Source organism: Mesorhizobium sp. C264A, assembly GCF_040324515.1.
In the GTDB taxonomy this organism is placed as follows: Bacteria; Pseudomonadota; Alphaproteobacteria; order Rhizobiales; family Rhizobiaceae; genus Mesorhizobium.
In genome coordinates, this window is sequence record NZ_JAMYVY010000001.1 from 1,379,175 (window position 1) to 1,402,964 (window position 23,790).

The 23,790-nt window shown below is 62.3% G+C and carries 27 protein-coding genes and 2 pseudogenes; 13 read left to right on the top strand and 16 right to left on the bottom strand.

Going from position 1 to position 23,790, the window contains the following annotated elements; all coding sequences use genetic code 11:
* Positions 1-49: 49 nt before the first annotated feature.
* The 3 genes from NKL04_RS06645 to NKL04_RS06655 all read right to left on the bottom strand — a co-directional run bounded on the left by NKL04_RS06645 (position 50) and on the right by NKL04_RS06655 (position 2,354).
* The gene (locus NKL04_RS06645) at positions 50-820 is read right to left on the bottom strand and encodes an RES family NAD+ phosphorylase (RefSeq protein WP_023701177.1); all 771 of its coding nucleotides are present in this window, start codon (positions 818-820) and stop codon (positions 50-52) included.
* Entirely contained in the window at positions 780-1,178 is a 399-nt protein-coding gene (locus tag NKL04_RS06650) for an MbcA/ParS/Xre antitoxin family protein (RefSeq protein ID WP_023701176.1), read from the bottom strand. Before NKL04_RS06650 ends, NKL04_RS06645 begins: the two co-directional genes overlap by 41 nt.
* Before the next feature lie 105 nt (positions 1,179-1,283).
* Complete coding sequence (locus NKL04_RS06655; RefSeq protein ID WP_023701175.1) at positions 1,284-2,354, bottom strand: GGDEF domain-containing protein; 1,071 nt, start codon at positions 2,352-2,354, stop codon at positions 1,284-1,286.
* A 338-nt stretch (positions 2,355-2,692) separates the two neighbouring features.
* Here NKL04_RS06655 and NKL04_RS06660 point away from each other — a divergent pair, with 338 nt between their 5' ends.
* The 3 genes from NKL04_RS06660 to NKL04_RS06670 all read left to right on the top strand — a co-directional run bounded on the left by NKL04_RS06660 (position 2,693) and on the right by NKL04_RS06670 (position 4,178).
* Positions 2,693-3,112, top strand: coding sequence for a GFA family protein (locus NKL04_RS06660; protein WP_023667555.1), 420 nt, complete (start codon positions 2,693-2,695; stop codon positions 3,110-3,112).
* A 75-nt stretch (positions 3,113-3,187) separates the two neighbouring features.
* Entirely contained in the window at positions 3,188-3,547 is a 360-nt protein-coding gene (locus NKL04_RS06665; RefSeq protein WP_023681553.1) for a diacylglycerol kinase, read from the top strand.
* 43 nt (positions 3,548-3,590) lie between these two features.
* Positions 3,591-4,178: a hemerythrin domain-containing protein gene (locus tag NKL04_RS06670; protein WP_023667553.1), complete on the top strand. Its 588-nt coding sequence runs from the start codon at positions 3,591-3,593 to the stop codon at positions 4,176-4,178.
* A 3-nt stretch (positions 4,179-4,181) separates the two neighbouring features.
* Here the strand turns inward: NKL04_RS06670 and NKL04_RS06675 are convergent, their stop codons facing one another.
* Positions 4,182-4,790, bottom strand: a complete 609-nt coding sequence (locus NKL04_RS06675; RefSeq protein WP_023701174.1) for a DedA family protein — start codon at positions 4,788-4,790, stop codon at positions 4,182-4,184.
* Positions 4,787-5,349 (bottom strand): annotated as a pseudogene (locus tag NKL04_RS06680) (DUF1003 domain-containing protein). Before NKL04_RS06680 ends, NKL04_RS06675 begins: the two are co-directional and overlap by 4 nt.
* 91 nt (positions 5,350-5,440) lie before the next feature.
* On the opposite strand from NKL04_RS06680, the gene NKL04_RS06685 reads away from it, so the two are divergent.
* From NKL04_RS06685 to NKL04_RS06710, 6 genes and pseudogenes are all read left to right on the top strand, one after another.
* Positions 5,441-6,157, top strand: coding sequence for a DNA-3-methyladenine glycosylase I (locus NKL04_RS06685; protein WP_023701173.1), 717 nt, complete (start codon positions 5,441-5,443; stop codon positions 6,155-6,157).
* A gap of 62 nt (positions 6,158-6,219) precedes the next feature.
* A complete protein-coding gene (locus NKL04_RS06690) occupies positions 6,220-7,935 on the top strand; it encodes an NAD+ synthase (RefSeq protein ID WP_023701172.1) in 1,716 nt (571 codons plus the stop codon).
* Positions 7,936-7,968: 33 nt separating this feature from the next.
* A complete protein-coding gene (locus NKL04_RS06695) occupies positions 7,969-8,853 on the top strand; it encodes an SPFH domain-containing protein (RefSeq protein WP_023701171.1) in 885 nt (294 codons plus the stop codon).
* A gap of 13 nt (positions 8,854-8,866) precedes the next feature.
* The gene (locus tag NKL04_RS06700; protein ID WP_196813700.1) at positions 8,867-9,817 is read left to right on the top strand and encodes a diacylglycerol kinase catalytic domain-containing protein; all 951 of its coding nucleotides are present in this window, start codon (positions 8,867-8,869) and stop codon (positions 9,815-9,817) included.
* A gap of 70 nt (positions 9,818-9,887) precedes the next feature.
* On the top strand, positions 9,888-10,298 hold the full coding sequence (locus tag NKL04_RS06705) for a GNAT family N-acetyltransferase (RefSeq protein ID WP_023701169.1): 411 nt from the start codon (positions 9,888-9,890) through the stop codon (positions 10,296-10,298).
* A 388-nt stretch (positions 10,299-10,686) separates the two neighbouring features.
* Positions 10,687-12,493 (top strand): annotated as a pseudogene (locus NKL04_RS06710) (ABC transporter ATP-binding protein).
* Between the two features lie 43 nt (positions 12,494-12,536).
* On the opposite strand, the gene NKL04_RS06715 reads toward NKL04_RS06710, so the two are convergent.
* The 7 genes from NKL04_RS06715 to NKL04_RS06745 form a co-directional block, all read right to left on the bottom strand.
* Positions 12,537-12,950: a GFA family protein gene (locus NKL04_RS06715; protein WP_023695410.1), complete on the bottom strand. Its 414-nt coding sequence runs from the start codon at positions 12,948-12,950 to the stop codon at positions 12,537-12,539.
* Positions 12,951-12,970: 20 nt separating this feature from the next.
* Positions 12,971-13,435: an SRPBCC family protein gene (locus NKL04_RS06720; protein WP_023688339.1), complete on the bottom strand. Its 465-nt coding sequence runs from the start codon at positions 13,433-13,435 to the stop codon at positions 12,971-12,973.
* The gene (locus NKL04_RS06725; RefSeq protein WP_023688340.1) at positions 13,432-13,752 is read right to left on the bottom strand and encodes an ArsR/SmtB family transcription factor; all 321 of its coding nucleotides are present in this window, start codon (positions 13,750-13,752) and stop codon (positions 13,432-13,434) included. Before NKL04_RS06725 ends, NKL04_RS06720 begins: the two co-directional genes overlap by 4 nt.
* Before the next feature lie 185 nt (positions 13,753-13,937).
* A complete protein-coding gene (locus NKL04_RS06730; RefSeq protein WP_023667541.1) occupies positions 13,938-14,435 on the bottom strand; it encodes an NUDIX hydrolase in 498 nt (165 codons plus the stop codon).
* Positions 14,436-14,644: 209 nt separating this feature from the next.
* A complete protein-coding gene (gpt, locus tag NKL04_RS06735) occupies positions 14,645-15,145 on the bottom strand; it encodes a xanthine phosphoribosyltransferase (protein ID WP_023667540.1) in 501 nt (166 codons plus the stop codon).
* A gap of 87 nt (positions 15,146-15,232) precedes the next feature.
* A complete protein-coding gene (locus tag NKL04_RS06740) occupies positions 15,233-16,066 on the bottom strand; it encodes a universal stress protein (protein ID WP_023681540.1) in 834 nt (277 codons plus the stop codon).
* Between the two features lie 98 nt (positions 16,067-16,164).
* Positions 16,165-16,905, bottom strand: coding sequence for a competence/damage-inducible protein A (locus tag NKL04_RS06745; protein ID WP_023681539.1), 741 nt, complete (start codon positions 16,903-16,905; stop codon positions 16,165-16,167).
* 175 nt (positions 16,906-17,080) lie between these two features.
* Between NKL04_RS06745 and NKL04_RS06750 the strand changes: the two genes are divergently transcribed.
* A complete protein-coding gene (locus tag NKL04_RS06750; RefSeq protein WP_050593569.1) occupies positions 17,081-18,082 on the top strand; it encodes an alpha/beta fold hydrolase in 1,002 nt (333 codons plus the stop codon).
* 65 nt (positions 18,083-18,147) lie between these two features.
* A complete protein-coding gene (locus NKL04_RS06755; RefSeq protein WP_023688343.1) occupies positions 18,148-18,420 on the top strand; it encodes a hypothetical protein in 273 nt (90 codons plus the stop codon).
* Positions 18,421-18,539: 119 nt separating this feature from the next.
* Here NKL04_RS06755 and NKL04_RS06760 read toward each other — a convergent pair whose 3' ends face one another.
* The 4 genes from NKL04_RS06760 to NKL04_RS06775 all read right to left on the bottom strand — a co-directional run bounded on the left by NKL04_RS06760 (position 18,540) and on the right by NKL04_RS06775 (position 20,738).
* Complete coding sequence (locus tag NKL04_RS06760) at positions 18,540-18,779, bottom strand: DUF2188 domain-containing protein (RefSeq protein WP_023667535.1); 240 nt, start codon at positions 18,777-18,779, stop codon at positions 18,540-18,542.
* A gap of 59 nt (positions 18,780-18,838) precedes the next feature.
* Positions 18,839-19,117 (bottom strand): DUF982 domain-containing protein, encoded by a 279-nt coding sequence (locus NKL04_RS06765; RefSeq protein ID WP_032891817.1) that lies wholly within the window; start codon positions 19,115-19,117, stop codon positions 18,839-18,841.
* 84 nt (positions 19,118-19,201) lie between these two features.
* The gene (locus NKL04_RS06770) at positions 19,202-19,516 is read right to left on the bottom strand and encodes an SH3 domain-containing protein (RefSeq protein ID WP_023701166.1); all 315 of its coding nucleotides are present in this window, start codon (positions 19,514-19,516) and stop codon (positions 19,202-19,204) included.
* 124 nt (positions 19,517-19,640) lie between these two features.
* Positions 19,641-20,738 (bottom strand): NADH:flavin oxidoreductase/NADH oxidase, encoded by a 1,098-nt coding sequence (locus NKL04_RS06775; protein WP_023701165.1) that lies wholly within the window; start codon positions 20,736-20,738, stop codon positions 19,641-19,643.
* 143 nt (positions 20,739-20,881) lie between these two features.
* Here NKL04_RS06775 and NKL04_RS06780 point away from each other — a divergent pair, with 143 nt between their 5' ends.
* Together NKL04_RS06780 and NKL04_RS06785 are read left to right on the top strand one after the other, a co-directional pair.
* Entirely contained in the window at positions 20,882-21,460 is a 579-nt protein-coding gene (locus tag NKL04_RS06780; RefSeq protein WP_023688346.1) for an NUDIX domain-containing protein, read from the top strand.
* An 88-nt stretch (positions 21,461-21,548) separates the two neighbouring features.
* A complete protein-coding gene (locus NKL04_RS06785; RefSeq protein ID WP_023681534.1) occupies positions 21,549-22,520 on the top strand; it encodes an ATP-grasp fold amidoligase family protein in 972 nt (323 codons plus the stop codon).
* Positions 22,521-23,790 lie beyond the last annotated feature (1,270 nt).

Sequence of the window (23,790 nt, forward strand, 5' to 3'; positions counted from 1 at the left end):
CAGATTGAAGTGGAAAAGCGCCGGAGAAATCCGGCGCTTTTCGTTTAGATCAACGCCCGCGTTCCCAGCGCAATCCGTTGAGCCGGGGATCATTGGCGAAGGCGGTTCTGGAAAACTCGATGCGCCTTTCCGGAAATTCGCAGATGGCCTGGACGCCGAGGGAGCCCAGCCGGATGCGCCATGTATGCGGCTCCAGCGGCTTGGCCTTGGTAAAGCCGCGGCATGTCAGCAGCGCCACATTGACGCCCTTCGGGTCGCGCGCCGAGCGGTAGCGGATCGCCTCCAGCCCGACCTCGCGAGCGACATCGGCAATCGCCTGGCAGGCGGCGTAGTCGGTCGGATGCGTCCACTGGGCTTGGTCGCGGTCGAGCGGCGGCCGCGTCAGGTCGACAGCTTTGTCGGCGCGGATCGCGGCAGCGAAGGCGGTGTATTCGGCTGCGTCGTGCGGCCATGGCGTGTCGGGCGAATCGGCAAAGAACAGCAGGCGGTAGAAAGCCATTTCGGCGACCGCGGTCATGATTGTCTCGGCCGCATAATAGACGCCCAGGGTGCGGCCGGCGCGGCGGAAGCGCGAGCCGTACGGATAGATCGACCCGTAGCGGAACGGCGTCGCCAGAAGGTAGTGGAGATGCCGGCATTCCATGGGGATTTGCGGCTTGGTCTCCTCGATCAGATCCTCGAGCAGCGCCTGTTCGTCCAGCGTGTCGACGATCTTAAGCGTCGAGACGCGGTGCTGCGCCTCGACCATGCGCCAGTATTTGCCGTCGAGCCGGACGGCTTCAGACGAGAGCGCGTCGGGAGTCCAGATAGGCAATGACATCGACAAGCCCGGTAATGGTGAGGATCTTTTCAAGCGGGCTGCCATCGAAAGCCGTGTTGGCGTTCTTCAGCCATGCCCGGGCTATCGTCTCGTCACCGCCGACAATGGCATCGAGCGAACGGAACAGCCGCACGAACAGCACCGCGAGTTCGAACGGCTTGGTGCCGCGCTCCAGCAGGAATTCCTGCCTGCGCATGCGTGAAACCGTGGCTTCCGAGACGCCGATGATCGACGCAAGCACCCTGGCGGTTATATCCAAGAGTTCGGCGGCGCGCAGCGTGGCCTTGGTCAGAACCGCGTTTTCGGCCGCCTTCGCGGTCAGATCAGGGGCGGCAGCATTGGGTGGTGTAACAGACATGGCCTCTCTCTTTCCATGGAAAATATAGTCCACGGAAATTCATATGGAAAGAGGCGGGATCCGATAAATTTGCCTGTGCCCGGGAATTGGCTGCACGCCGAAGCGTCAGTCTTTCTTGTAGAGCAGCCAGTTCTTGCCAGTGCGGCCGGCCATTGTCGAGTGCCGGGTGACGCGGTTGCGCCCGCCAACCTTGGAGCGGTAGAGCGCCCGGTCCGCCTTGGTGTAAAGATCCTCCGGGCTTTCCGCTTCGGAAGCCATGCAGATGCCCATGGAAACGGTCACCGTGCCGTAATTGGCGCCGGTCTGGCTGCTGGTGAACGGCGTCTGTTCGATCAGCACGCGGATGCGTTCGGCGATCTCGTAAGTGGTATCCTCGCTGGCGCCCTCGACGATCAGCGCGAATTCCTCGCCGCCGGTGCGGGCAACGAACATGTCTTCACGGATGCTGGTCTGGAAGATGTCGGCGACGATCTGGATGATCTTGTCGCCGACCGGGTGGCCGTAGCGATCGTTGACACCCTTGAAATGGTCGATGTCGGCAAGGATCAGGGCGTTGAACAGGATCCCCTTGTTGGAGGTGTAAATCGCCGTGATTTGCTTGTCGAAGGCGCGGCGGTTCCAGATATGGGTCAAGGGGTCGGTGTCGGCGAGCCGCTTGTACTCCTCAAGCTTCGACTTGACGCTCTCCAGTTCCGCCGTCTTGTCGCTCAGCGTGGTTGCAACCTGCTTGCCGTGGTCGAGGGTCGAGTTGGTGGCCGCCGCCATGGCGCTGGCGACCTTCTGCAGCAGATCCTGCGAAAGCAGGCTGCGGTTGGCGAGGCCACTCGATGTCTCATCGAGGATCTTGCCGTATTTCTCGATATGGCTACGTTCGCTGCGCAGCAGCAAGGCGATGTCCTCGAGTTCCCTGGCCAGCACGTCGCGCGCCTGCTCGACAATGCCGGGACCGTGATGCTGGGCAAAGAAAGCGCGGCCGATGCGGTCGAGATCGTCCTGCGTCGGCTGGTTGCCCAGCGCGACGACGGCCAGGCCGAGTTCGCGATTGGTGCTTTTCAGTGCTTCGTAGAAGATTTCGTAATTGCGCGGCAGGCCAAGCACGCCGAGCTGACGCATGGTCGCCACAACGGCTGTTGCAATGTCGCTGTTTCGGTCGGTCTGGACGGCTGCCGGCTGCATGTTCTGTTCACTCTGCCTCTGGGAACCATCGCAGACCGTGCGAGATGCCGCCGACCGGAGAGTGCCAGCCGTATTTCGGATCATCCTGCGAAAGACACGTCCCCAATCGCGACATTCGCTTGGCAACGACCATAGATGCGCCGGCGCTAAAGTTTCCTTAATGTGCCGCCAGGTAACGCGTCCGTTCTACCGCAGGCTGCAGAAATGGTTTGCAAAGATCCTGAGGTCAGGTCCGAACACGCCCACCCCATGTCGCATTTGCCGGTGCCCGGCTGCGGCAAAACTGAAATCCTCTCGGCCAGCGGCGAAGCCGTGGACGATGGCTGGTGGAGGTAGGGATGAGCAACAACCACAGCGGATCTTGCCTGTGTGGAGCCGTGCGTTTCCAGACGCGAGGGCCGTTGCGCGGCGTCATTTATTGCCACTGTTCGCAGTGCCGCAAGCAGAGCGGGCATTTTTACGCCGCGACCAACGTCGCCGACGGCGACATCACGATAACCGGCGCCGACAACATCAGCTGGTACGAATCGTCTTCCTTTGCCAAGCGCGGCTTTTGCAAGATCTGCGGCTCGGTGCTGTTCTGGAAGCCGGGTCAGGATGCCTATGTCTCAGTTCTGGCCGGATCATTCGACAACCCGACCGGGCTCGAAGGCCAATGCCACATCTTTGTCGGCGACAAGGGCGATTACTATACGATCGACGATGGACTGCCGCAGTTCGAGAAGTCGACGCCGACGATCAAGGTTGCGGAGGAGTGATTTTGCGGCGGCTGCCTTATTCCCTTGATCCAGCCATTGCGATATCCCCTGCCGGTGATTCGAAGGGGATGCGGCATGCAGCGGCTGATCGGTGCTTACTTCAATTCTGTGCGAGCCTTTCGCAAGCTCGCCGCCAGCGAAAGGGCATTTCAGCAGGAACTGATGCTGCTGGTGCTGGCGCTGCCGCTCGGCTGGTTCGTCTCGGTCTCGTGGCGCGGCTACGCGCTGTTGATCGGCGCGGTGCTACTGCTCATCATGGTCGAAGTGCTGAACACCGGCATCGAGGCAGCCTGCGATGCCTTCAGTCGCGAGTTCAACGTCGACATCCAACTCGCCAAGGACTGCGGCTCGCTGGCGGTGCTGATTTCGGTTATTATCGTCGCCGGCGTCTGGGGAATCGCCCTCATCGAGCGCATCACGGGACTACCGATCTGATCTGAACGCTCCCATATGTTAGTCACCAAAGGAGACTGACGTCGTGGAAGCCAATTTTCTGCTGCTTGAAAGAGCCGGCCTGCCGGAAGACCTGCGCTGGCTGGCGGAAAAATATCCGCGCGAGACATGGCAGGGCCACGCCAACATCCACGGCATGGCAAACATGTGGCTGCAGCGGCACGACATGTTCCGAGAGCTGGGCGGCATGCTCACCAACGGCATTGGCGACTATCGCGAAGGCAGGCTGACGGCGCCGGATTTCGCGCGCTGGTTCGCGCCGCGGCTGAACCACTTTCTCGGCAATCTCGACGGCCACCACAATGTCGAGGACTACCAATATTTCCCGGCTTTCGCCAAGGCGGAGCCGCGCCTGAAGCGCGGCTTCGAAATCCTCGATGCCGACCATCACACCATTCATGAGGGGCTGGAGCGCAACGCCGAGACGGCGAACGCCTTCATCCGCACGCTCGAGGAGAGCGAGGACAGGCAGCGCTTCGCCGCCGACGCCTATGCGGACGAGAACAGCCGGCTGATCGCCATGCTGAAGCGGCATCTGGCCGACGAGGAAGATCTCATCATCCCGCTGATCCTCGATCGCGGCGACCGGGCTCTGGTCGAGGACGACGACTGAACCTTACGATGTGGTTTCGCTGTCGCGGGCGTCCTTGGCGCGCTCCTTGCCGGCGACGGTGCGGGCGATGAGCCAGGCAAGGATGGCGACACCCAGACCTATGGCAAGCGCGATCAGCAGCCGTTCGTGATGGAGCAGTGCCTCGCCTATCATCTGCTCGGCGCCGAGGCCGAAGACGTAGCCGATGCCGCAGAACAAAGCCGCCCAGACCAGCGACGACACCGCGTTGAGGATAACGAAGCGCGCTACCGAAATGCTGGCGAAACCGGCCGCGATGCCGCCGACCAGGCGCAGGCCATAGATGTAGCGGTTGGACAGGACGAATATGTTGGGATGGGACGAGACGAGACGGTAGGCGTGGTTGAAGCCGGGCCTCGCCTTCAGTTTCAGCACCCTGGGATGGTCGGCAAAGCTGCGGCCGAGAATGAAGAAAAACGTGTCGCCGACGAAGGCGCCAATGGCGGCCGTGAGGAAAGCCTTCCAGAGGATGAAGACATGCTGATGGGCGAAGAAGCCGCCGAGGATGGCCGCACTTTCGCCTTCGGCGACACAGCCCAGGAAAACCGCGATCAACCCATATTGCTCGATGAGGTGATGGACGATCCCGGTCATTGAGAGGTTTGCCGGCCCGACAGTTTTTCGTCTATGCGGTTCACCTGTTCGGCCAGGCGCGCGATGTCCTCGCGCACGCCGATGATCTGGCTGTGGCGCAGTTCGTCCAGCTTTTCATGCAGAGCCATGATCTCGATCTCGGCCTTGAGGTTGACCTCATAGTCATGCGCGGCGTCGATGCGGTCGCGCGCGGCCTGTCGGTTCTGCGACATCATGATCACCGGCGCCTGCAAGGCGGCGATCATCGACAGCACCAGGTTGAGGAAGATGAAGGGGTAGGGTCGAACGAGTCTCGCCCGAGCAGCCACCAATTGGCGCCGATCCACAGCACCAGGAAAGCAATGAAGGACAGGATGAACGTCCACGAGCCGCCGATGCGGGCAATGGCATCGGCGATCCGGTCGCCGGCGCCCTCAAGGCCGGTGAGGCTGTCGTTGATATCCTGCGAGATGGGCTTGCGGTCGACAGTGCTCTGCAACACCCGCCGCTCGAGCTCGCTGAGGGTTTCAGGCGTTCGCCTCAACCAGCGGTTGGCAAGTTCTGGCACGGTCTTGTGCATGGATGTCTCCATAGGAAAAGCGTCGGCTTGGCAGCCTTGTTTGCATATAGGAAGATGGCGTTTCGTCAAAAGCGCGGCGCGAGGATGCAGGATGCCCGATTTCGCGAAGATTCGCGCCCGTGCTGCAAAACGCAAAGGCGGCGACGCGGTGCTGACCTCGCTGCTCGGGCCGGCGCCTGACAATGCTGCGATTGCCGAAATTACGGACGATCGTATCCTGTCGACGATGGCCGAGCGGGTGTTTGCCGCCGGCTTCGTCTGGCGCGTCATCGAACAGAAATGGCCCGGGTTCGAGGACGCGTTTCTCCATTTCCAGCCGAAACGGCTGTTGTTTCAACCTGATGACTTCTGGCACGACCTGACGGCTGATCAACGCATTGTGCGCAACCCGCAGAAGATCAAATCCGTCCGCGACAACGCCGCCTTCGTTGAGCGTGTGTCGAAGGAACATGGCGGTTTCGGCAAATTCCTCGCGGAGTGGCCTGACGACGACCAGGTCGGGCTGATGGCGTATCTCGGCAAGCATGGCAGCCGGCTTGGCGGCAACACCGGCCAGTATTTCCTGCGCTGGCTGCAATGGGACGCCTTCGTCATCTCGGCCGATATGGTCGCGGCTTTGCGTGACGCCGGCCTCGACATCGCCGAAAGTCCGACGTCGAAGAGGGATCTCGACAGGATTCAGGCGCAGATCAACAAATGGGCGCAAGAAACCGGCCTGCCGCGCCGGCACATTTCGCGCATTCTGGCGATGTCGATCGGAGAGAACCATTCGCCGCAATCGCTGCGCGAATATATGGGCGACGACTGATCACCGAATTGGTCCAAACGAACGCCATTGCTCGGGCAAATTTGCCGCGCTAAACCGCACAGATGACCCAGAAGACCGCACCCGATATTCTGCGCATCGCCGTTGCCCAGCTCAACCCGACGGTCGGCGATGTCGCCGGCAATCTTGCCAAGGCGCGTGAGGCGAGGGCGGATGCCGCCCGCCAGGGCGCCGACATCGTGCTCTACACCGAGCTTTTCCTTGCCGGTTATCCGCCGGAGGATCTGGTGCTGAAGCCGGCCTTCCTCAAGGTTTGCGAGAAGGCCGCTCAGGATTTCGCCGCGGATACCTCCGATGGCGGGCCGGGCGTCATCATCGGCACGCCGCTGAAGCGCAAGAGCGGCACCCACAATTCGATCATCGTCGCCGATGGCGGCAAGATCCTCGCCGAGCGCTACAAGCTCGATTTGCCAAACTATGGCGAGTTCGACGAGAAGCGCGTCTTCCAGGCCGGGCCCGAGGCTCAGGGACCCGTCAATTTCCGCGGTGTGCGCATCGGAATTCCGATCTGCGAGGACATCTGGGGCGACGTTGGCATCTGTGAAACCCTGGCCGAGAGCGGCGCGGAAATCCTGCTAGTGCCGAACGGCTCGCCCTACTACCGCGCCAAGATGGACGTGCGCCATCAGGTCGTTATCCGCCAGGTCATCGAGACCGGTTTGCCGATGATCTATGCCAATCAGATTGGCGGCCAGGATGAGCTGATCTTCGACGGCGCCTCTTTTGCCATCGGCGCCGACAAGACGCTCGCCTTCCAGATGAGCCAGTTCGAGGAAACTGTCGATGTCACCACCTGGAAGCGCAACCGCGTCGCCGCAGGCGCGCAAGATGCAGAAAACTCTGACGGCTGGGTCTGCTCGGAAGGGCCGATGTCGAAAATCCCCGAGCGCGAGGAGGCGGACTACCGCGCCTGCATGCTCGGCCTGCGCGACTACGTCAACAAGAACGGCTTCAAGAACGTCGTGCTGGGTCTCTCCGGCGGCATCGATTCGGCGATCTGCGCCGCATTGGCCGTCGATGCGCTCGGCGAGGAGCGGCTGCGGGCGGTGATGATGCCCTACCGCTATACCTCGGAGGATTCGCTGAAGGATGCCGAGGATTGCGCCCGTGCGCTTGGCTGCCGCTATGACATCGTGCCGATCTTCGAACCGGTCGAGGGTTTTCTGCATACGCTGACGCAGCTTTTCGAGGGCACCAAGGAAGGCATTACCGAGGAAAATTTGCAGAGCCGCGCGCGCGGCACGATCCTGATGGCGATCTCCAACAAGTTCGGCTCGATGGTCGTCACCACGGGCAACAAGAGCGAGATGTCGGTGGGCTACGCCACGCTTTATGGCGACATGAATGGCGGCTTCAACCCGATAAAAGACCTCTACAAGATGCAGGTCTATGCGCTGTCGCGCTGGCGCAACAGCCATGTGCCGCCGGGCGCGCTCGGTCCCTCAGGCGAGGTGATCCCCAGGAATATCATCGACAAGGCGCCGTCGGCGGAATTGCGCGAGAACCAGACCGACCAGGATTCGCTGCCGCCCTATCCGGTGCTGGACGACATTCTGGAATGCCTGGTCGAGAACGAAATGGGCGTCGACGACATCGTCGCGCGCGGCCACGACCGGGCGACGGTGACGCGCGTCGAACATTTGCTCTACATTGCCGAGTACAAACGCCGACAAGCGGCGCCGGGTGTGAAGATCACCCGGAAGAATTTTGGCCGCGACCGCCGCTATCCCATCACCAACCGTTTCAGGGATCGCGGCTAAACATCTGATTGAATTGGTAAACCTTGGGGGCGCATGTTTATCAGCTATTTCAAGGGAACGCCTGAGTATCACATCCTGCGCTTCAAGAACGGCAAGATCAGGGAGCAGGGGCGCGGCATCTCCTTCTGGTACGGCACGTTCGGCACCACGATAGCGATGGTGCCGGTGACGTCGCTCGATAACCCCTTCATCTTCACCGAGACGACGGCGAATTTTCAGGATCTGGCAATCCAGGGGTCGGTCAGCTACCGCATCATCGATCCACTCAAGGCAGCCGAAGGTTTTGATTTCAGCGCCAAGCTCAGCCGTGCCGACGTCGTCGGCGACGGCCGGGAGAAGATCGCCGAGCGCCTGGTGCTTGCGATACAGAGCCGCGCCCGCGCGGTGGTTTCGAGCATGACGCTGGAACAGGCGCTGGCCGAGGTGACCAAGCTCGGTGGCAATCTCGCCGAACTCCTGCGCAACGATCCGATTGCCGCGACCGCCGGCCTGTCGATCGAGGAGGTTCACATCACCTCGGTCCAGCCGACGCCGGAGATCCGCAAGGCGCTCCAGACCGAATATCGCGAGGCGCTGCAGCGCCAGGCCGATGCCGCGATCTATGGGCGCCGTGCCTGGGGCGTGGAGAAGGAGCGCGAGATCAAGCAGAGCGAGCTGGCGACCGAAATCGAGCTTGCCGAACGCAACAAGCTGCTGGTCGATACCGAGGCGCGCAACAAGCTGACGCTTGCCGAGGCGCAAGCCAAGGCCCAACAGCTGGAACTGACCGTCTATTCGTCGGCGCCGGCGCACGTGCTGACGGCGATGGCTTTCAAGGCCTGGGCGGAAAAGGGCGGTTCGGTCGGCAATCTGTCGATCACGCCTGATATGCTCACCAGCGCGCTCAGCCAGCTTTCCACTCCGAAAGCCGGGTCCTGAAAGGCAAGCTCGGGTGGCAAGCGACCAGAGCGGCAGGCCGATCGACCGGGTGATCGTCGTCACCCGCAAGACCGAGCTGGAGGAGCTGACGACGCGCTTCAACACGCAGGGACAGGCGCGCTTTTATCTCCGGCAGGCCGGCATGAATTTCGACCCGGTCAAGGCGGCGCATGACGTCTATCACCAGGCGCTCGACCGGGTGATGGGTTCGCTTCCCCAAGGCCTCAAACAGTTGCGGCTCGACCGAGAACTGGTACCGCAGTTCGAATTCGGGTCCGACGTGGTGATCGCGCTCGGTCAGGACGGGCTGGTGTCCAACACCGCGAAGTACCTCCCGTACCAGCCGCTGATCGGCATCAACCCGAACCCGGCGCTTTTCGACGGCGTGCTGCTGCCGTGGAATGCCGACGATACCGAAAAGGTCCTCCGCCTGACGATAGCCGGCAAGGCGAAGCGCCAGGCGGTGGTGATGGCCGAAGCGCGCTCCAATGACGGACGCCGGCTGATCGCCTTCAACGATCTGTTCGTCGGCGCCTCGACGCATGTCTCGGCGCGCTACGAATTGACCTATGGCGGCAGGACCGAGCGCCAGTCGTCGAGCGGCATTATCATCTCCACGGGCGCCGGCTCCACCGGCTGGCTGCGCTCCGTGATGGCGGGCGCCGCGGGACTGGCCGCGGCCTATGGTGACAACTCCGTGCCGACCGTGCCGCCGCAAGGCTACGATCGCGAAGGCGAACAGCTGTTCTTTTCGGTGCGCGAACCGTTTCCGAGCAACACGACCGGCGTGTCGCTTGTGCATGGCGTCATCACCCGCGACCGGCCGCTGGTGGTTTCTTCGCGGCAGAGCAGGGGCGGCGTCATCTTCAGCGACGGGATGGAGCTCGATTTCGTCGAGTTCAATTCCGGCACCGACGTGACCATCGCGATCGCCGACCAGAAGGCCTATCTCGTGGTGCCATAAGCGCGCCACGTGGGCAGCCAAATCACCGGCCGGACTGAATTCGGCCGCCCTCCATTCTTTGCGAGGCACCATGCCCGACTGTGAAATCAGCTTCGACATGTCACGGATCGATTTCCGGGCGACCTCCGATCTGTTGATGGCGAGTTATTGGGGCGCCGGCCGCAGCGATGACTTTCATCGCCGCGCCTTTGCCAACTCGTTCTGCACCGCGGCCTATATCGATGGGAACCAAGTCGGTTTTGGCCGGGCCATCACCGACCGTACGGTGTTTGCCTATCTCGCCGACATCATCATCTGGCCGCAGCATCGCGGCCAAGGCATTGGCACGCAACTGGTGCGGGCGCTCATCGACCACCCTGAACTCAGCACGGTCTCGCACTGGAGCCTGTCGACCAGTGACGCGCATGGCCTTTATGAGAAGCTGGGCTTCAAGGCATCGATCGACGGCCGCTACATGCGCCTCGATCGCAACCCGGAATGAGGCATAGCGAGGGGGTTGACCGGCTGTTGTTGCAAGATAACCTCACTGGTTGGACCAGTTACGCTTTGCCACGTGCCCGGCCTTGGCGATCCTTCATGGCGTCTCTATAAGGACCGCTCCGCAAGTGCCTTGCGGGAGGTCCGAATGGCAGTATTTCACATGGTAATGCGAGGCCGCGAAGCCTAGGTCTCACCTGGCGTCCGGCGAAGGTTTGTCCTTCGCACCGATGCCGGGTCGAGCACAGGCTTCTGCCGATGCCGGTCGCCACCCGGCAAATCGGGCGCGCCGCCACCTATGCCGAACCTCCGCAGCCCCGGGCGAATTGCCCAGCGCGGTTTTCAATTTCAGACCTTACCGGGACCGGGCAGATTTGCGCCCGGATGACAACATGGCTCGTTTCCGAATCGATCTGCGTGCAAGCGCCTTTCGCAGCGTTCTTAGCTTCACGCTCAGCCACTGGCGGCGCCAGCCGTGGCGGCTTTCGCTGATCATGGGCAGCTTCCTGCTGTCGACCCTGGCCGACGTCTTGACGCCGCTCTATTCCGGCCGGCTGGTCGACGCCGTCGCCAGCAGTGCGTTGGCTGACGATGTCGCGTGGAATGCGGCAATGGCGGCGTTCTCCGCGCTCATCGCTTTGGCGCTGACCGGCGTGGTGCTGCGCAACCTGGCTTTCATGGGTATTGTCGAGCTGACGCTGAAGATGATGGCCGACGTCGCCGCCGACGCGTTCCATCGCGTGCAGCGCTTCTCAACCGACTGGCACGCCAACAGCTTTGCCGGATCGACGGTGCGCAAGGTCACGCGCGGCATGTGGGCTCTCGACCTGCTCAACGACACCATCCTGATTGCGTTGCTGCCGTCGGTCGCCATGCTGGTCGGCTCGACGTTGCTGCTCGGCTGGTTCTGGCCGCTGATGGGGCTGGTCGTGGCAGTCGGCTCGCTGCTGTTCATCACCGTGACGGCGCTGCTGTCGCTCGGCTATGTCGCGCCCGCGGCACGGCTCGCCAACAGCTGGGATACGCGGCTTGGCGGCTCGCTTGCCGATGCCGTGAGCTGCAATGCCGTGGTCAAGGGTTTCGGTGCCGAGACGCGCGAGGAAACGCGGCTTGCCAAGGTCGTCGCCAAATGGCGCGCGCGGACCAGCCGCACCTGGGCGCGCGGCACCATCAACGGGCACGACGCAAGGCGCCATGCTGCTGGTGCTGCGGACGGCAGTAATCGGCCTGTCGCTGATGCTGTGGGCCTGGGGCCAGGCAAGTGCGGGCGATGTCGCCTTCGTGCTGACCTCGTTCTTCGTGCTGCAGGGCTACCTCAGGGACATCGGCACGCATATCCGCAATTTGCAGCGTTCGGTCAACGACATGGAGGAACTGGTCGATTTCCAGTCGCAACCGCTCGGCGTCGAGGACCGGCCCGGCGCCAAGCCGATCCGGATCACGCATGGCCACATCGCCTTCGATAACGTCACCTTCCACTATGGTAGCCATCGCTTGCCGCTCTACCGCGACTTTTCGGTGGAGATAGCGGCGGGCGAGCGGGTCGGACTGGTCGGCCATTCCGGCTCGGGCAAGACGACCTTCGTGAAGCTGATCCAGCGTCTCTATGATGTCAGCGGCGGCAGGATCCTGATCGATGGCCAAGACATCTCCCAGGTTGCACAGGCGTCGCTGCGCGCGCAGATTGCCATCGTCCAGCAGGAGCCCATCCTGTTCCACCGCTCGCTGGCGGAAAACATCGCCTATGCCCGTCCGGACGCCACGCAGGCCGAGATCGAGCATGCCGCCAAGCTCGCCAGCGCGCACGACTTCATCACCGGCCTGCCGAAGGGCTACGGCACGCTGGTCGGTGAACGCGGCGTGAAACTGTCGGGCGGCGAGCGCCAGCGGGTGGCGATCGCGCGCGCCTTCCTGGCGGATGCGCGCATCCTGATCCTGGACGAGGCGACATCGAGCCTCGATTCGGAATCGGAAGTGCTGATCCAGCAGGCGATGGAGCGGCTGATGGTTGGCCGCACGACGCTGGTCATCGCGCACCGTCTGTCGACGGTGCGGGCGCTGGACAGGCTGCTCGTGTTCGACCGTGGCAAGATCGTCGAGGAAGGCTCGCATGACGAGCTGATCCGGCTGAAGGGCGGCATCTACCGCCGCCTGTTCGAGCGGCAGGCGCTGGAACTGACCAAGGGCCTGGTGATCTGAGCTGAACGCAGAGCCCTATCCGAGGGATAGGGCTCTGCCTGGTTCATCCAGGCATTCGCTCGAATGGCTGAAGCGCTGGGTCGATCGTGTCCCAGGCGTGGCCGCGCACGGTGTAGGTGACCGCCTGCGGGTCGAACTGGCCGGGATCATCGAGGCTCGTGGCCTGGATAGCCGTCACCTCCGGCATGGCGACGAACGTTACGTAGACCGGCGTGCCGCAGGTCGGGCAAAAGGCCTGGGCTTTTTCATTGCCGCTGTCGGCGATCATCCGCCACGTGCTCGGCTCGCCGGTGATCTTTACGTCAGCGCGCCGGCCGAAGGTCACATAGGAACAATGGCCAGTACCGCTGCGCTTTTGGCAATCGAGGCATTGGCAGTGGTTCTGAAAGATCGGCTCGCCGCTGGCCTCATAGCGGATCGCGCCGCAGGCGCAGCCGCCGGTAAAGTGCCTGGTCATCATCGTTCTCCGCGGTTGCTTCAGGCCGATTTCGGCTTGGCGAACAGGTCGATGCCTGTGCCGGTTTCGAGGAAGGATTTCATGCTGGACAGCACGGCCGGCCAACCTTGGCTGATGCCCTTGGCCATGCCGCTGCCGGCTTCGAGCTCGTCATGGCTGACGGTCAGCTTGACCATAGTGTCGTATTCCTCGATGGCGAACGTCACCTGGCTGTGCTTGGTCGGATCGTCGGCCTGCGAGGCGTTGGCCCAGCTCATGACCAGCCGGGTTGGCGGCGAGATTTCGACGACCTTGCCAACGAGTTCGACGGTCCGTTCGTCATTGGCGCGGATGTGTTCCCATTTCGAGCCGGGCTTCCAGTCGGAGACGTTTTCGTGGCCCCAGTAGCGCTTGGCGATATCGGGCCTGGTGATGGCTTCGAACACCTTTTGTGGCGTCGATCTGATGTAGGTCACGTAGACAAAACTGGTGGTTTCCCGGGTCATTGGTCGTCTCCTTCGAGTTCTTGTTTCAGGTCGTGCAGCAGGCTCAGCCGCTGCCGTTCGAATTTTCGCACCCACCGCTCGTAGACTTCGTGCAGCGGCACGGGGTTGATGAAATGCAGCTTCTCTCGGCCACGCTTGACCGTGCTGATCAGATTGGCCGCCTCCAGAAGATCGATGTGCTGGGTCGCGGATTGCCTTGCCATGTCGAGGTTTTGGCAAAGCTCGCCGAGCGTCTGGCCGTTCTTCTCACACAGAAGATCGAGCAGCCTTCTGCGGGTCGGGTCGCCCAGCGCTTTGAAAACCTTGTCGGCGTCCATCGGTCTCACTCATCTTGAAGACACAATATGCAGGTAAATACCTGCATGTCAAGCTGTGGCTAAGCTTGGCCTGAAGGGGAGGGATTTATAGTGTCGGATTGCTGGCGCGCGGAGCGAAGCACCGAGCCCGGAATCGGGGCAAGAACCGGTGCGGGCGCGCAGGACTATGCAGCGGTGGCTGTGAGCTAGGCTCTAACGACGAACTTGTCGGGATCGGCGCAGAAATGGGCGATGATCTGGCAGAGGTCCGGCTCGTTGACCATGCGTACGGCCTCGGCCCCATTGACCCATTTGCGGGTGCGCGCGCGCTTTTCCTTCCAGCGGTCGGCAACGTGCTCGACCTGCAGCGGAAACACCAGCACTTCGCAAGGGACTTCCTCGCCGGACGCGAGGGCCTTGGCGTAGAAGTAACGACCGGCCTCGAAAAGCGAAATCTTGCCACGCAATCCGGCTTCCTCGCCCGCCTCGCGCGCCGCTGCCTCGCAGAGCGGCTCCCTGGCCTCGGGCCAGCCCTTAGGCAGCACCCAACGCCCGGTGTCTCGGCTGGTGATCAGCATGATCTCGACGCCGTCTTCGTTATTGCGCCATGGCAAAGCGGCAACCTGCAGGCGACAAGGCGAAGTGCCGAAGAGCTTGCGGACCCTTTCAGCCAGATGGTCGTGTGTCGCCGGTGTCGTCAGCATCAGTGAAAGCTACCCCAGCCCTCAGAATCGTTAGCCGCCGTATGAATCTTACCGACAAGTGTAAGTCTTAAAAGTAAAAAACATCACACCGACCCGTCAAACTCCGCCAACAGCTGTCGATTCGACAGAATATTGTCCCTTCCAGTGCCTGTTTTCATAGCAAACGGGGCGGGTTTGGCCGTCTGGGCAGAAATGGGGGCTGGCGCGAATCAGCCTGCGTGATCGTCGGCGATCGGCTTCTGGTAGGTAAAACCCATGTCCCAGGGAAAGTAGATCCAGGTGTCCTGACTGACTTCGGTGATAAAGGTGTCGACCAGCGGCCTGCCTTTCGGCTTGGCGTAGACGGTGGCGAAATGCGCCTTGGGCATCATGGCGCGCACGATGCCTGCCGTCTTGCCGGTGTCGGTGAGGTCGTCGATGATCAGCACGCCCGCGCCATCATCGGCGAGCAGCGCCGGGGTGATCTCCTTCAGCACCTGCAACTGCCCTTGGCTGGTGTAGTCGTGATAAGAGGCGACGCAGACCGTCTCGATGACGCGTATTCCGAGTTCGCGCGAGATGATGGCGGCGGGAACCAGGCCGCCACGGGTGATGCAGACGATGGCCTTCCACTGTCCCTTGTTGGCGCCGGCAAGCCGCCAGGCGAGCGCCCGGGCATCGCGGTGGAACTGGTCCCAGGAGACCGGAAAGGCTTTTTCGGGAAGGGACATTCTGCACTCCGCGCGCACCATTGTGGAATGCGCGCGGAATTAACTGGAAAGTCAGGGCATTGGCAAGGGCGGGGCCAGTCTGTGGAGTTACCGCGACAAAAAGGCCGCAACCGGCACGCTGCGCAACACGGTGCGCGTGACGCCGCCGAACAAAAGCTGACGCAGCCAGGAATGGCTGTAGGCGCCGAGCACCAGAAGGTCGGCTCCGGTCTCGGCGATCCGGGTCTGGATGACGTCATCGACCGAAGCATTACCCGATTTCTGCACCGACACGCTGACCGTTGCGCCATGCCTGGAGAGTGCCGCGGCGATCTCGGCGCCGGCGGCTTCCGGGTTGTCATCCAGCGTATCCGGCGGATCGATGACCAGAATGTCGGTCTTTTCGGCCTCGATGATGAAGGGCAGCGCGTCGAAGGCGGCACGCGCCGCCTCCTTGCTGCCGTTCCAGGCCAGCAGCACATGTTTGAATGTGGTGACCAACGGCCCCTCATGCGGCACCACCAGCACTGGCCGGCCGGCATCGTAAACCAGCGTGTCGACATCGGCGCTCGTGTCGCCCCCGGTCTCGCGCTGCGCGGCAATAATCAGATCGGCGGCGCGCACGCTGGAAATACCCGTCAGCGCGCTGTCGCCGGAAAAGCTCTCGAGGCTGCGCCATTCGAAGGAAAGGCCGGAATTCTCGATCCGCCCAACGAAAAGCGCCTGCAATTTCTCGGCGCGCTCGCGGTTCATGTCGGCGGAGACCTGCAGGAACTCAGTGTCGGGGAAGCCGGTTGCCGAGGTGTAGGGAACGGGCAGCGCTTCGGCATGGATGCCGATGAGATGGCTCTCGAACCGGTCGGCAAGCGGGATGGCGCAGTCGAGCACGCGTTCGGCGTCCTGTTCGTTCTGCAATATGGCGACGATGGTCTTGAAGCGCATGCGAAATCCCTCAAATCTGCCAGCGCGTGCTGCGCCCGAGGGAAAACGTGGGAGTGCGGTGCTTGGTTCCGGCCCGGCGATGGTCCGCGAACCCAGGGTCAATTGGCGGCGGTGAAGCCGGCCACCATCGCCTCGACGTCCTTGCGTGCCGAATCCAGCGCCTCCTGGCTGCGGGCGCGGACCACCAGCTCCGTCCAGAATTTGCCGTCGCCATATTTCGGATAGGAGCCGATGATGGTGTCGGGATGCGCCTTCTGGATGTCGCCCAGGGGACCGCCGATCAGGCCTTCGCCGAACGGGCAATGGACGGTGGCCGACAGCATCTTGGTGCCGGCCTTCAGCGTCGGCACGACATTGTCGAGCATGGCCTGGAAAATCGCCGGCACGCCGGCCATGACATGGACGTTGCCGATGCGAAAGCCGGGCGCGACGGAGACCGGATTGTCGATATGGTCGGCGCCGCGCGGCATGCGCGCCATGCGCTTGCGGGCCTCGGTGTATTCGATGCCGCGCGCGGCATAGCTCTCGCCCAGCATGGCATAGGCCTTGGCGTCGTATTCGCACGGCACCCCAAAAGCCTTGGAAACGGAATCGGCGGTGATGTCGTCATGCGTCGGGCCGATGCCACCGGTGGTAAAGACATAGGTGTAGCGGGCGCGTACGGCATTCACCGCAGCGACAATCTCGTCCTCCTCGTCGGGAACGATGCGCACTTCCTTCAGGTCGATGCCGATGGCCGTCATGATGTCGGCGAGGTGGCCGATATTTTTATCCTTGGTGCGGCCGGACAGAATCTCGTCGCCGATGACAAGCATGGCGGCAGTGACGATTTCAGGCATGGAAGGCTCCGGCAAACAGGCCCGTTGGCAGACAAGGTCGCCTGAGGCAGAAAGAAGGTCGCCTGAGATAGCGCGCCATCGAACTGGCGGCAATGCCGACACAAGCCGCCATCTGCCTTGCCGAGCGTTCGTCAGTGGGTGATGGTGCGCGCCGGTCCGCTTCCCGGGTGAAAACATGCTGGTATCGATTCTGCTTTGGCTTGTCGCCGGCCTGTCCGTGCTGGCTCTCGTCATCGTGGCCTGTCTGGTGGCCGCTACGCTCTGGATTGCCGCCAAGGCCGAAAGGCTGGTGCCGGCCAGCGGAAACTTCGTCGAGATCGACGGCAGCCGCATCCATTATGTCGAAACGGGCGAGGGACGGCCGATCCTGTTCGTGCACGGACTTGGCGCGCAACTCCACCAGTTTCGCCACATGCTGTTTGAGCGCTTTGGCCCTGGCTACCGCCTCATTGCACTCGACCGGCCGGGATCGGGCTATTCTGTTCGCGCGCGAGGAGCCACCGGCCGTCTGCCTGAACAGGTCGAGATCATCAGGCGCTTCATCGAAACACTCGGGCTGGAAAGGCCGCTCGTGGTCGGGCACTCGCTGGGGGGCGCCGTCGCGCTGACCCTGGCCTTGGAGCATCCCGGCGCGATTTCCGGCATCGCTTTGCTGGCGCCGCTGACGCATCTGGAAGCCGGCGCCCGCGAGAAAGCGGGCCTGCTCTATATCCGTTCGCGGCTTTGGCGCTGGATCATGGCCTACACCGTCGCGATACCGACAAGCCTCAGATATGCGCGGCAGACACTGGAGTTCATCTTCGCGCCGCAGGCCGTTCCCGCCGACTACATGATCGATGGCGGCGGATGGCTCGGGCTGAGGCCAAGCCATTTCCATGCAACCTCCACCGATTTCGTAGCGGTCGAACAGGATCTTGGCCGCATCGAAGAGCGCTATGAAGAGATCGCCATGCCGGCCGGCATTTTCTTCGGGACAGCCGATCGCGTCATCGCCATGCGCATACATGGGGAGCCGATGAAGGACAGGATCGAAGGGCTCGATTTCGAGACGGTCGAAGGCCTCGGCCACATGCCGCAATTCGTCGAGCCGGACCGCGTCATCGCCTTCATCAAGCGCATTGCCGAGCGGACATTCGCCGGCCAAGACCTCACCACAGCCTCACAACAATTTCACTGAACCATTCGGCTGATATCCGGTTTTACCCCGTGTCGCACCCAAGGCGGCGGATACGGAGTAATTCAATGTACAGGAAAGTTTTTGCAGCATCCGTGCTGACGATCGGTCTTGCCACATCGGCGATGGCGCAGTCATCGGACAGCACGTATTCCAACCATCACAGCTGGTGGCCGTTCGGGAACGAGCAGTCATCGACCGTCGACCAGAGCACCACCGGCAGCATCAATGCCGACGGCAGCCAAGGCTATGGCGGCGCTACGGGGCCGTGCGCCTCCGACCCGTCAGGACCCTATGGAAATGTGAGGCCCAACGTGAACGATCAATATTGCGGCAAGTGATCAAGCCGCGGCTTCGACTGACCGGCAGGATGTCCCGCCTGTTTGTTTTGACACGCAATTCCCAAGGGAATTGCTTAGGCGAGCATCCATGGCCGGCAGCGAAAGCTGAGGGGCAAGGATCAGTCGGAAACTTCGGTCTGCGGCCGGTCGCGGCCGTCGGCCAGTTCGTCGTGCCACTTGCCTTCGGCATCCTCATACTGGATGCCGTCCGTGGCGCCGGCGATCTGCTGTTCGGCCGAGGCGATCTCGGCGGCGCGCAGCGCATCCTGGTGGGTCGGGAATGTCTCCGAGAATGTCGAACCGACCTTGTAGGCCCAGCCCCCGTCATGCTCGACGATCTTGTAAGTCAGCTTCGCCATGGAATCCTCCGGTTCGTCCGTCCGCTCAATGCGGCCCGTTTTTCATTGCAATTTGGGCTTCAATGCAACTTGGCGTCTGGCAGCCGGTCTTCGGGAACCAGCACTTCCGATTCCTTGGCCGCTTCGATCAAAGCCCTGCGTGCATCGGCCGTCGAACGATAACCTTCCAGCACTTTGAGGCAAGTGTCGAGAGCATCACGATGGCGCGGGCCGCGATTGAGCGGCCACACCGTCATCAGACACTCCGCCGCTTCCTGGGTGCTGCGGATCTGGCGATATTTGCCGACATGGCCGAGTTCGACCACGACCGGGGTTTCAAAAGGTTTGTTATCCATGATGGCCGCAACGCAAAGCAGCCAATATGGTTGCAAAAGTGGCCGTCAGCCTGCGCCCAAACGTCTCACCAACCGCAATCGTTGGTCTCAGTAACCGCAGTCGTTGCGCAGCCAGTGGGCGTTGGCCCAGCCGGTCCGTCCGCCGATTTCGACCTGGTACCAGTTGCCGCGGCGGTCGAAAATCTCCGTGTGGTCGCCGTTGAACAATTGCCCGATCATGCGCGACGACGAGTTCGGCCGTACGCGCACGGCGAGAAACCCGCTGCCGGTATCCAGATCGTAGTGCCTGGACAGGCCGTGCACCGTGCCTTCGCAATATTGCGCGCCGACCGGAGACGACGCGGCGAACGACAGTGCGACCACCAGAGCGGCTGCCGCCGGATAGATTGCCCTTGATGCCATGGACTTTGCTCCCAATCCGGCCGCCAAGGCGGCCTGCCCCCAGGGACTATAGCGGGCGGATTAACGCGAAGCTGCGGCAATCTGTCCAGCAGATGCGTTTGGCGCATCCGTCGGCGCTGCCTGTTCAGCCCTTCGTCCAATGCTGCATCGTCGTCACCGAGCGGGCGAGCTGTGGCGCGGGATGGATTTTCTCGCTGAAGGTGGCGGCGGCGCGCCAGCCCCAGCGCGGATCGGCGAGGAAGGCGCGGGCCAGCGCGACTATGTCGGCGCGGCCGTCGGCGACGATCGCCTCTGCCTGCGAGGGATCGTCGATCAGGCCGACAGCCCGTGTCGGGATGCCGGCGCCCTTGCGCACCGCTTCGGCCAGATGCACCTGATAGCCGGCGCCGGTCGGCAGCTTCTGCAACGGCGAATTGCCGCCGCTCGAACAGCAGATATAGGCAACATCAAGCGCCTTCAAGGCTTTGGCCACCTCGATCGCCTCTTCGACCTCGAAGCCGCCATCGACCCAGTCCTTCACCGACAGGCGGGCGCCAAGCATCAGGTTTGGAACTGCCTTCCTCACCGATTTGGCGATCTCGATGAGGAAGCGCATGCGGTTTTCCAGCGAGCCGCCCCAGCGGTCGGTGCGCTGGTTGGAAAGCGGCGACAGGAACTGGAAGATCAGATAGCCGTGCGCGGCGTGCAACTCGAGGAAGTCGAAGCCGGCGCGCTCGGCCCGCTTCGCGGCTTGAGTGAAGCGCTCGATAAGCTGCAGGATTTCATCCTCCTCCAGCGCATGCGGCACATTCCAGCCGGTGTCATAGGCGATGGCCGAGGCCGAGACGGTCTGCCAGGGATCCTCGCCCGGCTGCAATGGGCCGCCGCCTTCCCAGGGCTTTCGGTTGGAGGCCTTGCGGCCGGCATGGGCAAGCTGAATGCCGAATTTCGTTTCCGGCGCGGCGACGCGCCTTGCTGCATCCAGCGTGCGCCGGGCGGCCGCCTCGTTGTCGTCGGAATAGAGGCCGAGGCAGCCATGGGTGATGCGGCCGCGCCGTTCGACGTCGGTCATCTCGACGGTGACCATGCCGGCGCCCGACATCGCCAAGTTCATCCAGTGATAGAGATGCCAGTCGCTGGCCGAGCCATCTTCGGCGGAATACTGGCACATCGGCGCCACCGCGATACGGTTCGGAAAGGTCAGGCCGTCGAGAGCGATCGGCTGGAAAAGCGCTGCGGTCATCAAAAAACTCCGGAGAGGGACTGCAGCTATTTAGGCGATGGCAGTTGCCGGCACCAGACACGAGGCGGTGAAAGCTTCGCCGTTTCGGTTGCGCGCAAAACCGTTCGCGGTTACGCCATGGCGCCGACAGCTTGGAGCTCATCATGGAAGATCGTATCCGCATCCGCTCGGAGGAAGTCCTGTCCGACGACTGGGCGGTCCTGAAGAAGACTGTTCTCGATTACCGTCGGCGCGACGGGCAGTGGGAGACGCAGATTCGCCAGACCTACGATCGTGGCGACGGCGCGGTGATCCTGCCTTTCGATCCCGAGCGTCAGACGGTGCTTCTGGTGCGGCAGTTCCGCTACCCCGCCTACGTCACCGGCCACCGCGAACCGCTGATCGAGGCCTGCGCCGGCCTGCTCGACAAAAACGATCCCGAAACCGCCATCCTCAAGGAGGCCGAGGAAGAGCTCGGCTATCGCCTACAGAACATCGAGCGGCTGTTTTCCCCCTATATGAGCCCGGGCAGCGTCACCGAACGGCTGTGGTTCTTCGTGGCGCGCTATTCACCCGCCGACCGCATCTCGGCCGGCGGCGGCGCGGCCGACGAGGGCGAGGACATCGAGGTTCTGGAAATGCGGCTTGATGAAGCGCTGGCCGGCATTTCAGACGGCCGCATCATCGATGCCAAGACGATCATCCTGATCCAGCATTTGAAACTGTACCCGATGAAGGGCTAGCTCGGCGAAGCTCGACGTGCCTCACTGCTGCGGGCAGGGTGGCCGTCCACTTCGCGGATGAAGTTGCGCAAGTTGCAAGGACACCGGAATGGCGCGTGGCGCAAAGGCATGGCTGAAGCGAAACAGCGCGCGGGCATCTCTCCTGTTGCTGAACGCCGCGCTGCTTGTCCGCTACCGCCGGTTGACCCAGCGTTTCCTTGAGCGGATGCGGCATCTGCCGAATTTTGCAGCCCCGGTGACGTTCACGGAAAAGATCCACTGGCGCAAGATTTTCGATGACGATCCTCGCTTTACCGGTCTTCTCGACAAGCTCAAGTCCAAGGAAATCGTCAGGGAGCGGCTTCCCGGGCTCGCCATCCCTGAGGTGCTGTGGCAGGGCGACGATCCGCGCCAGATCCCCTTCGATGACCTAAAAATCCCCTACGCCGTCAAATGCAACCACGGTTGCGCCATGAATGTCATCGTTCGCGATCCGGCCAACGCCGACCGGGAGGCGATCATTGCCGAGATGACGGAATACCTTGGCCAAACCTATGGCGCCCGGAAGCTGGAGCGCAGCTATGCGCACATAGAGCGGCGGGTTTTCGTCGAAGCACTTGTGGGCAAGGACCAGGGCTATGACCCGGTCGACTACAAATTCTGTGTGCTGGCTGGCCGCGTCGCCTACATCGTCGTCGTCGCCTTCCGTTCCACGGTCAAGAATACCGCCCACCTGGATCGCGATTGGCGCCCGCTGAACATTGCCCAGGGCGCGATCGACTCGAGCCTGGAAATTCCCCCTCCCAAGAGCCTGGCGCGGATGATCGAGGCAGCCGAGGCGCTCGGCAGCGAGTTCGACATGGTGCGTGTCGATTTCTACGAGGAGGAGGGGGAGCCGATCTTCGGAGAATTCACGGTCTACCCACGCAGCGGCTTGCTGCAATTCGACCCGGCTGCCTTCGACCGCGAACTGGGCGCGCATTGGGATATTGGCGCGTCAGCTTACCTCAGTCGTTTGCCCAGCCGATTTGCCCGGCGATATAAGGCAACGCTGGTCGCCGCCGGCTATCTCGACGTTTGACGGCTACTGGGTGGCCTGCCACCCCGAAGCTCGAAGAGCGAAGGATGGTGCGGAGAACCCATACGATTAGAGATCGAGGGAAACTGATAGCTCAGCAGGTCAATAGCCGTGATTTCGAAGTGCTGCCTCAACTGAGCCGTAGCGGTCAATTTGCCCTGCTGGGATCAATCTTCGTGAGCCGCTGCCTGGTCTCGACCACGCGCCTTTGCGCAGATCGGATTCGGCAACACAAAGGCGAGATTCATAGCGACGCCGCAGTCTTCATGGAGCAAGTTTTCAGCGCGCTTCCTGCTGCGACTCGGCCGATTACCGCTAAGGTTACCGGCAAGCTCTCCCACGTCCGGACTGGGTCGAGATCATTTGAAGAACTCTTTCAGCTTGTTGAGTCGACTGTCGCCAGAGGCCCTCCGGTCTTCAGGACTCGGCGCCTCGCCGATCGTATCCTGCTGGATAAAGCGAGGTTCTCAGCCACCATTTTCTCGCTGAGTACCAGCGCGAACTCGGTCTGTTTGATGCGCTGCTGAGCATCAGCGAGTTGCATCGTGAAAAGATCGGTTGCCATTGTTGATCCGGGATCCGCGAGATTCATGATTGCGTAACACATGGCGGCCGAAATCGTTCCTAGTTGTCGGGCGAAACCGGTGCCGCAAAGGGCGGCTGAGTTTGAACTTCCCACCCGACCAGACGTCCGCGAGCGCCAAGGCATCGAGAGCCCAGTGATCGGAGGGCCACTACGAGCGGGCGCAACCCGACCACTTAAGTGATCAGCCTCGCTACAGCCTTGACAGGTACAGTCGCGGCCTCATCAAGGGGAGGTATCAATGGTCTCGGCGATTGGAAACCAACATCGGCAGGCAGCTGAAACTCGACCGAAACCCGCAAAGACAGAACCGGGCGAAGGATTTGCGCCAGGCAAAAGCGCAGACAGCGTAGGACATCGCGCCAAGGCAATGGCGGCAGAAAGTGGCGACACGGTTTCTGGCGCCCAGGGGCGCGCCGCATCGACAATCGCCAGGATGGATATCACCGTTTTGGCTCCACAGAGCGAAGAGCCGCCTTTGGAGTAGCCCGGGCGGCCGTGCCGCTGCCTCGGTCCTTGTGCAGCACAACGCGCGCTGGCTACGCTCGGTGGACATCGTCGTCTCGAAACACTTCGGGCGTTGCACTGCCGCGAGCCGCCTTCGCTGCTGGTCGAGGGGCTGTAACCCTTGGTGAGGCCGGCATCGCCTCGCCGGTCGTTGCGAGCCCACGATCGCGCGGCCAAGCGACC

Coding starts and splice junctions, on each gene's coding strand:
- NKL04_RS06645 (WP_023701177.1), bottom strand. CDS start 820: ATGTCATTGCCTATCTGGACTCCCGACGCGCTCTCGTCTGAAGCCGTC.
- NKL04_RS06650 (WP_023701176.1), bottom strand. CDS start 1,178: ATGTCTGTTACACCACCCAATGCTGCCGCCCCTGATCTGACCGCGAAG.
- NKL04_RS06655 (WP_023701175.1), bottom strand. CDS start 2,354: ATGCAGCCGGCAGCCGTCCAGACCGACCGAAACAGCGACATTGCAACA.
- NKL04_RS06660 (WP_023667555.1), top strand. CDS start 2,693: ATGAGCAACAACCACAGCGGATCTTGCCTGTGTGGAGCCGTGCGTTTC.
- NKL04_RS06665 (WP_023681553.1), top strand. CDS start 3,188: ATGCAGCGGCTGATCGGTGCTTACTTCAATTCTGTGCGAGCCTTTCGC.
- NKL04_RS06675 (WP_023701174.1), bottom strand. CDS start 4,790: ATGACCGGGATCGTCCATCACCTCATCGAGCAATATGGGTTGATCGCG.
- NKL04_RS06685 (WP_023701173.1), top strand. CDS start 5,441: ATGCCCGATTTCGCGAAGATTCGCGCCCGTGCTGCAAAACGCAAAGGC.
- NKL04_RS06690 (WP_023701172.1), top strand. CDS start 6,220: ATGACCCAGAAGACCGCACCCGATATTCTGCGCATCGCCGTTGCCCAG.
- NKL04_RS06695 (WP_023701171.1), top strand. CDS start 7,969: ATGTTTATCAGCTATTTCAAGGGAACGCCTGAGTATCACATCCTGCGC.
- NKL04_RS06705 (WP_023701169.1), top strand. CDS start 9,888: ATGCCCGACTGTGAAATCAGCTTCGACATGTCACGGATCGATTTCCGG.
- NKL04_RS06715 (WP_023695410.1), bottom strand. CDS start 12,950: ATGACCAGGCACTTTACCGGCGGCTGCGCCTGCGGCGCGATCCGCTAT.
- NKL04_RS06720 (WP_023688339.1), bottom strand. CDS start 13,435: ATGACCCGGGAAACCACCAGTTTTGTCTACGTGACCTACATCAGATCG.
- NKL04_RS06725 (WP_023688340.1), bottom strand. CDS start 13,752: ATGGACGCCGACAAGGTTTTCAAAGCGCTGGGCGACCCGACCCGCAGA.
- NKL04_RS06730 (WP_023667541.1), bottom strand. CDS start 14,435: ATGCTGACGACACCGGCGACACACGACCATCTGGCTGAAAGGGTCCGC.
- gpt (WP_023667540.1), bottom strand. CDS start 15,145: ATGTCCCTTCCCGAAAAAGCCTTTCCGGTCTCCTGGGACCAGTTCCAC.
- NKL04_RS06740 (WP_023681540.1), bottom strand. CDS start 16,066: ATGCGCTTCAAGACCATCGTCGCCATATTGCAGAACGAACAGGACGCC.
- NKL04_RS06745 (WP_023681539.1), bottom strand. CDS start 16,905: ATGCCTGAAATCGTCACTGCCGCCATGCTTGTCATCGGCGACGAGATT.
- NKL04_RS06750 (WP_050593569.1), top strand. CDS start 17,081: ATGCTGGTATCGATTCTGCTTTGGCTTGTCGCCGGCCTGTCCGTGCTG.
- NKL04_RS06755 (WP_023688343.1), top strand. CDS start 18,148: ATGTACAGGAAAGTTTTTGCAGCATCCGTGCTGACGATCGGTCTTGCC.
- NKL04_RS06760 (WP_023667535.1), bottom strand. CDS start 18,779: ATGGCGAAGCTGACTTACAAGATCGTCGAGCATGACGGGGGCTGGGCC.
- NKL04_RS06770 (WP_023701166.1), bottom strand. CDS start 19,516: ATGGCATCAAGGGCAATCTATCCGGCGGCAGCCGCTCTGGTGGTCGCA.
- NKL04_RS06775 (WP_023701165.1), bottom strand. CDS start 20,738: ATGACCGCAGCGCTTTTCCAGCCGATCGCTCTCGACGGCCTGACCTTT.
- NKL04_RS06780 (WP_023688346.1), top strand. CDS start 20,882: ATGGAAGATCGTATCCGCATCCGCTCGGAGGAAGTCCTGTCCGACGAC.
- NKL04_RS06785 (WP_023681534.1), top strand. CDS start 21,549: ATGGCGCGTGGCGCAAAGGCATGGCTGAAGCGAAACAGCGCGCGGGCA.